The organism is Skermanella sp., from assembly GCF_059503625.1.
The window spans coordinates 1-6,459 of record NZ_JCACHA010000977.1 but is presented as its reverse complement, the minus strand read 5'-3'; the positions used below and the strand labels follow the sequence as shown (position 1 = coordinate 6,459).

Here is a 6,459-nt window from a genome sequence, read left to right as displayed (position 1 = left end):
GACAACGAGGGTATCGCCGACGGGAAGCTGCTTAAACAGCCAGTCGCCGCGGGCATGGAAGAAGATCAGGTCGATCTGGCCGGTCTCGTCGGAGCAGCGGACCTTATAGGGGTGGCGCGGGTTCGCGGGGGCGGAGTGGTATTCCACACGCACCGTCAGGGTCGCGATGAAGCCATCCGGCGCTTCCGCCACAAGGGGGGCGAAGCGGCGGTCGATGATCCCCGTCGGCAGGTGCCACAGCAGGTCGGCGACATGGGGGCCGACCAGCTTTTCCGTCAGCTTTCCAAGCTTGGGACCCAGGCCCTTCAGCGTCGTGACGGGGGCGAATAGGGGGAAGAGAATATCTGGCCGCAAAGGGCACCCTCGTCAGGGAATATCGGAGCAGGAAATCGGGGCCGGAAGAGTACCAGCGGTGTAGCCTCAGCCGGGCCGATGCCGCAAGCCTGACGAAGGGATGGCTGCGATCCGGTCGATCAAGGCGGTCCAATGCCGTTTCCTTTCCATACCCGGCCGGTGGCGGCCTTGAACAGTATCGGATTGGATACGACGAAATTGTAACGGATTGTAACAGGGATGCATCTGGACACAGTCTGTTGCAGAGCTAGCTTTGCTCGACATACTCCAGTCACCATTATTTGGTTTGATGCCTGTATCGGCATGCATTTGCTGATTGGGGTTAACCAGTAATTTTATCTTTATTAGATGCATCAGGCAAGGGTTGGCGTTTACATGAAGAAGGCTGGGGTCTTGGCACTGCTTGTCGCCGTAGTTCTGGCGGCTGCCGGCGTGACGTGGTGGCGCAACGATGGAGCGCTGCCGGCGCAGGCTCAGCAGGAGGGGCGGCGGCAGCCTCCCCCGGCAGCCGTCGAGGCTGTTACGGTCAAGGTCGACCGTGTCACGGTCCAGATCGGCGCGGTCGGTACGCTCGAACCCGCCGAAGCCGTCAGGCTGGCTCCGGAGATCGACGGCATCCTGTCGGAGATCCTGTTCCGCGAAGGCGCCCAGGTGAAGGCCGGCCAGATCCTGGTCCGGCTGGATGACGCCATCCTGAAGGCCGAACTGGCCCAGTCGCGAGCCGAACTCACCCTGGCGGAGGCCAATTTCGAGCGTGCCGATACGCTGCTCAAGCAGCGCTCCGGCACGCAGCGCGCCCGTGACGAGGCCTTCGCCGCTCTCATGACGTCCCGCGCATCCGTCCTGCTGGCGCAGACCCGGCTCGACAAGACGGTGCTGCGCGCTCCGTTCGACGGCATCCTTGGACTGCGGTCGGTCAGCAAGGGTGGATACGTCAACAGCGGCGATACGCTCGTCACCTTGCAGTCGATCGATCTGCTGAAGGTAGACTTCCGGGTGCCGGAAACCCTGCTATCGAGCATCCGGGAGGGCCAGAAGATCGGCCTGACGACGGATGCCTTGCCGGATCGGACTTTCGAGGGGGAAATCTACGCGATCGACCCGCAGCTCGACGTCAATGGCAGGGCTCTGAAATTGAGGGCGCTGGTCGCCAACCCCGACCAAGTCCTTCGGCCCGGCCTGTTCGCCCGAGTCGGGATTTCCGCCGAGAACCGCGAGAACGCCATCCTGATTCCGGAAGCGGCCGTCGTGCCGGAAGGCAACAGCCGCTACGTCTTCCGGATCAAGGACGGCAAGGCCGAGAGGGTGGAGGTCAAGCTGGGCCTCCGCCGGAACGGCGAGGTTGAAGTGACCGAGGGCCTGGCTCCCGGCGACGTCGTGATCACCGGCGGTCAGCAGCGCGTCCGCAACGGCGGGCGGGTCGAAGTGATCAACACCGTCGCTCCGGGCGTCTGATCCATGCGCATCTCAGACGTCTGCGTCCACCGTCCCGTCTTCGCGACGGTGATGAGCCTGATCCTGATCCTGCTCGGCATCGTCAGCTACGACCGCCTGACGGTTCGGGAATATCCGAATATCGACGAACCGGTCGTATCGGTCGCCACGGCTTACATCGGCGCGTCGGCCGAGATCATCGAGACGCAGGTGACGCAGGTGCTGGAAGGCTCGATCGCGGGGATCGAGGGCATCGACGTCCTGTCCTCCGTCAGCCGTCCCGAAAGCAGCCGCATCACCGTCCGCTTCCGCCAGAACATCGACCCCGACGTGGCGGCCAGCGACGTGCGCGACCGGGTGGGACGAGTCCGGGGCCGGCTGCCGGACGAGATCGACGAGCCGATCATCGCGAAGGTCGAGGCCGACGCCCAGCCGATCATCGTCATGCCGTTCACCAGCGACCGCCTGTCGTCGCTGGAGATCACCGACTTCATCGACCGCTACGTGGTCGATCGGTTCAAGAACCTGCCCGGCGTCGCCGACGTCCAGATCCTGGGCGAGCGCCGCTACGCGATGCGGCTGTGGATCGACCGCGCCCGTCTGGCCGGCTACAACCTGACTGTCCAGGATATCGAGACGGCGCTGCGTGGCCAGAACATCGAGGTGCCGGCGGGACGGGTGGAGAGCAACGACCGCGAGTTCACCGTGCTGTCCCGGACCGGCTTGGTCGAGCCGGAGCAGTTCGGCAACATCGTCGTCAAGATGGCGGACGGCTTCCCGGTCCGGGTGCGCGACGTCGCGACCGTCGAGCTGGGCGCCGCCGACGAGCGGCGCGTCAGCCGCTCCAACGGCCAGAACTCCATCGCCATCGGCATCATCAAGCAGGCGACCGCCAATCCGCTCGACGTGTCGTCCGCCGTGCGGGCGACGCTGCCCCGCGTGCTGGAAGACCTGCCGGAAGGCATGCGCGGCGAGGTGGTCAACGACAGCTCGGTCTTCATCGAACGCTCGATCGAGGCGGTCTTCCATACGATCCTGGAAGCCGTCGTCCTTGTCGTGCTGGTGATCCTGTTCTTCCTGCGGACGGGGCGCGCCTCCATCATTCCGGTGGTGACGATCCCGGTGTCGCTGATCACGACCTTCGCGCTGATGTACGCGGTAGGATTCTCGATCAACACGCTGACCCTGCTGGCGATGGTGCTGGCGATCGGGCTGGTGGTGGACGACGCCATCGTGGTGCTGGAGAACGTCTACCGGCACATCGAGATGGGCAAGACGCCGTTCAAGGCGGCCCTGGTCGGCACGCGGGAGATCGGCTTCGCCGTCATCGCCATGACGCTGACGCTGGCCGCCGTCTACGCGCCGGTTGCCTTCGCGCCGGGGCGGACCGGTCGGCTGTTCCTGGAATTCGCGCTGACGCTAGCCAGCGCCGTGCTCGTTTCCGGCTTCGTGGCGCTGACGCTGACGCCGATGATGTGCTCCAAGCTGCTGAAGCCGCACGAGAAGCACGGCCGCATCTACAACCTGCTGGAACGCTTCTTCGTCGGCATGGGCAACGGCTACGACCGGCTGCTCAAAGCCAGCCTCCGCATGCGTCCGGTGATCGTGGCGCTGGCGCTGGTGGTGGCGGGCGGCAGCGTCGTGCTGTTCCTGTCGCTGAAGTCGGAAACCGCGCCGGTCGAGGATCGCGGCGTCATCATGGGCATGGGCGTGGCGCCCGAGGGATCGACCATCGACTACAACGCCCGCTACGGGCTTCAGCTGGAAGAGGTCTACAAGAGCATCCCCGAGATCCAGAGCTACATCGTGATTTCGGGAAGCCCGGAAGTCACCAGGACCATGTCGTTCGCCCGGCTGAAGGACTGGGACGACCGCGAGCGCAAGCAGCAGGACATCGTCGCCAAGCTCCAGCCGGAGCTGTCGAAGATCGCGGGCATCAGCGTCTTCGCGGTCAACCCGCCGTCGCTGGGCCAGCGCGGCGGCAGCAAGCCGGTAGAGATCGTCATCCAAACTTCAGGGACCTACAAGGAGCTGGAAGGCCATGTCGACCGCATGCTGGAGCGATTGGGCGAGAACCCCGGCCTGATCAATGTCGATAGCGACCTGAAGCTGAACAAGCCGCAGCTGGACGTGATCGTCAACCGCGACAAGGTGGCCGATGCCGGCATCCAGGTCGATGTCGTGTCCCGGACTTTGGAAGGCCTGTTGGGCGGCCGGCAGGTGACCCGGTTCGAGCGCAACGGCGAGCAGTACGACGTCTATGTCCAGCTTGGCGAGACCGACCGGTCGACGCCGCGCGACCTCAGCCAGATCTATGTCCGGGGGGGCGACGGCGCGATGATCCAGCTGTCCAACCTCGTCGAGGTGCGGGAGGTGGTGGCGCCGAAGGAACTCAACCGCTTCAATCAGCTTCGCGCCGCCACCATCAGCGCCACGCCGGCCCCTGGCATCTCGCTGGGCGAGGCCATCGGGTTCGTCGAGCAGGCGGCTGAGGAAGTGCTGCCGCCGGAAGTGCAGATCGACTACGCCGGCCAGAGCCGCGAGTTCCGCGACGCCGGTTCCAGCCTGATCTTCGTCTTCGTGCTGGCGCTGGGCTTCATCTACCTCGTGCTGGCGGCCCAGTTCGAAAGCTTCCTGGACCCGCTGGTGATCATGCTGACGGTGCCGCTGTCGATGACCGGCGCGCTGCTGGCGCTGTATCTGGCGGGAGGGACGCTCAACGTCTACAGCCAGATCGGCCTGGTGACGCTGGTGGGATTGATCACCAAGCACGGTATCCTGATCGTGGAGTTCGCCAACCAGCTTCAGGACGAGGGCCGGTCGAAGCTGGACGCGGTGATCGAGGCCGCCGTGCTCCGCCTGCGCCCGATCCTGATGACGACGGGCGCCATGGTGCTGGGAGCGCTGCCGCTGGCGCTGGCGACGGGGGCGGGCGCCGAGAGCCGCCAGCAAATCGGCTGGGTGATCGTCGGCGGCATGTCGCTGGGGACGCTCCTGACACTGTTCGTCGTGCCGACGATGTATACGCTGCTGACCCGGACCCGGCACCTGATCCACGAGGACGACGACGAGGTGGCCGGAGTGCATCCTGCCCCGGCGGAGTAGGGGGTGGAGCGTGCGACAGCGTGAGGGCTTGCCTTCGACGCGGCATGTACGACATTTGGCTGGTCAGCCGTATTGAAAGAGGAGCAACCCGATGTTCATCGCCATGAACCGCTTCAAGGTATTGCCGGGAGCGGAGGCCGATTTCGAAGCGGTCTGGCTCAACCGGGAAAGTCACCTGCACAAGGTCCCCGGTTTCGTCGAGTTCCACATGCTGCGCGGTCCGCAGCGCGACGACCACCGGCTTTACAGCTCGCATACGATCTGGCAGTCGGAGGAGCATTTCCTCGGCTGGACCCGGTCGGAGGCGTTCCGTAACGCCCATAAGGGTGCCGGTGCAAACAAGCCGCTGTATTTGGGGCACCCCGAGTTCGAGGGCTTCGAGGTCATCCAGACGGTGACGAACCCGGCGTCGGCGTCCTGAGGGCTGGGGGGCAAGGCGTTACTTCCCAGCCCCCTCATCCCCTCAGCGACCGGCGCCGTCCGGCGCCATGAACACCGTCTCGTACTTGGCGGTTTCACCGCCGTGCAGATCCGTCAGCTCGAACTTCAGCGGCGTGGACGCAGCTTTCACCGAGGAAGCCGGCGCCTTGACATAGATGCGGTAGGTCGTCACCGTATCCGCCTTCGCCGACAGCACCGGCCTCAGGTGTTCGTCGCCTTCCAGGCCGACGACGCTGACATCTGCGTCGGCGACGCCGGAGAAGGTCAGGCCATAGTCCTTCCGCTCCCGCGTCATGTTGCTGATCTTGAACGTGTAGCCGTTGCGGATGTCGCCGGTCGACAGGACGACGAACAGCGGCGCCCGGTCGCGCAGGACGGAGATGTCGAGGCGGGGCCGCAGGACCAGCGCCGCGAACATGGCGCTGCTGACGACCAGCAGGACCAGGGCGTAGACGATGGTGCGCGGACGCACCAGCTTGGTCCGTGCCGGGTTGCCGCTGGAGCGGGCAAGCTGGTTGTTGTGGGTATCGAAGGTGATCAGCTCTCCCGGCCGGCCGATCTTCGCCATGACCTCGTTGCAGGCGTCGACGCACAGGCCGCAGCCGATGCATTCGAGCTGGTTGCCGTCGCGGATATCGACGCCGGTCGGGCAGACATGGACGCAGTGGCCGCAATCGATGCAGTCGCCGCCGCCTGATGCTATCCGGTCTTCCCATGACTCGGACCGTTTCAGATGCCGGCGCTGCTCGCCCCGCATGGCCTCATAGGTCACGATCAGGCTGTCTTCGTCGATCATGGCGCTCTGGAAGCGCGGCCAGGGGCACATATAGGTGCAGACCTGCTCGCGCGCCCAGCCAGCCAGCAGATAGGTGAAGCCGGTGAACAGGAAGATGAAGAAGGTGGCCTGCGCCGTGACCTGGAAGTGGAGGATGTCGGATATCAGCGTCGGCGCATCGTAGAAATACAGAGCCCAGGCGCCGCCGGTCGCGAGGCTGATGGCGATCCAGGCCGCATGCTTGGCGACCTTCTTCCGGAGCTTGGACATGCTGAACTTGCCGTTGTCCAGGCGGATGCGATCGCCCCGGTCTCCTTCGATCTTGCGTTCGACCCACATGAAAAGGTCGG

4 protein-coding genes and 1 pseudogene are annotated in these 6,459 nt (G+C 65.0%); 3 read left to right on the top strand and 2 right to left on the bottom strand.

What is annotated here, in order from left to right:
• Nucleotides 1–354, bottom strand: a pseudogene (locus AC5JJ6_RS35835) (ATP-dependent DNA helicase RecG); the annotation flags it as partial.
• Between the two features lie 393 nt (nt 355–747).
• On the opposite strand from AC5JJ6_RS35835, the gene AC5JJ6_RS35830 reads away from it, so the two are divergent.
• From AC5JJ6_RS35830 to hmuQ, 3 genes are all read left to right on the top strand, one after another.
• Entirely contained in the window at nt 748–1,809 is a 1,062-nt protein-coding gene (locus AC5JJ6_RS35830) for an efflux RND transporter periplasmic adaptor subunit (RefSeq protein WP_496046614.1), read from the top strand.
• Between the two features lie 3 nt (nt 1,810–1,812).
• The gene (locus AC5JJ6_RS35825) at nt 1,813–4,893 is read left to right on the top strand and encodes an efflux RND transporter permease subunit (protein WP_496046613.1); all 3,081 of its coding nucleotides are present in this window, start codon (nt 1,813–1,815) and stop codon (nt 4,891–4,893) included.
• A gap of 91 nt (nt 4,894–4,984) precedes the next feature.
• Nucleotides 4,985–5,314: a heme-degrading protein HmuQ gene (hmuQ, locus tag AC5JJ6_RS35820; protein ID WP_496046612.1), complete on the top strand. Its 330-nt coding sequence runs from the start codon at nt 4,985–4,987 to the stop codon at nt 5,312–5,314.
• A gap of 42 nt (nt 5,315–5,356) precedes the next feature.
• Here hmuQ and ccoG read toward each other — a convergent pair.
• Nucleotides 5,357–6,459 (bottom strand): cytochrome c oxidase accessory protein CcoG (gene ccoG / locus AC5JJ6_RS35815; RefSeq protein WP_496046611.1); only part of this gene is annotated, 1,103 nt, incomplete at its 5' end.

Excerpts from the sequence above, each read along its gene's own strand:
- hmuQ (WP_496046612.1), top strand. The coding sequence starts at position 4,985 with ATGTTCATCGCCATGAACCGCTTCAAGGTATTGCCGGGAGCGGAGGCC.
- AC5JJ6_RS35825 (WP_496046613.1), top strand. The coding sequence starts at position 1,813 with ATGCGCATCTCAGACGTCTGCGTCCACCGTCCCGTCTTCGCGACGGTG.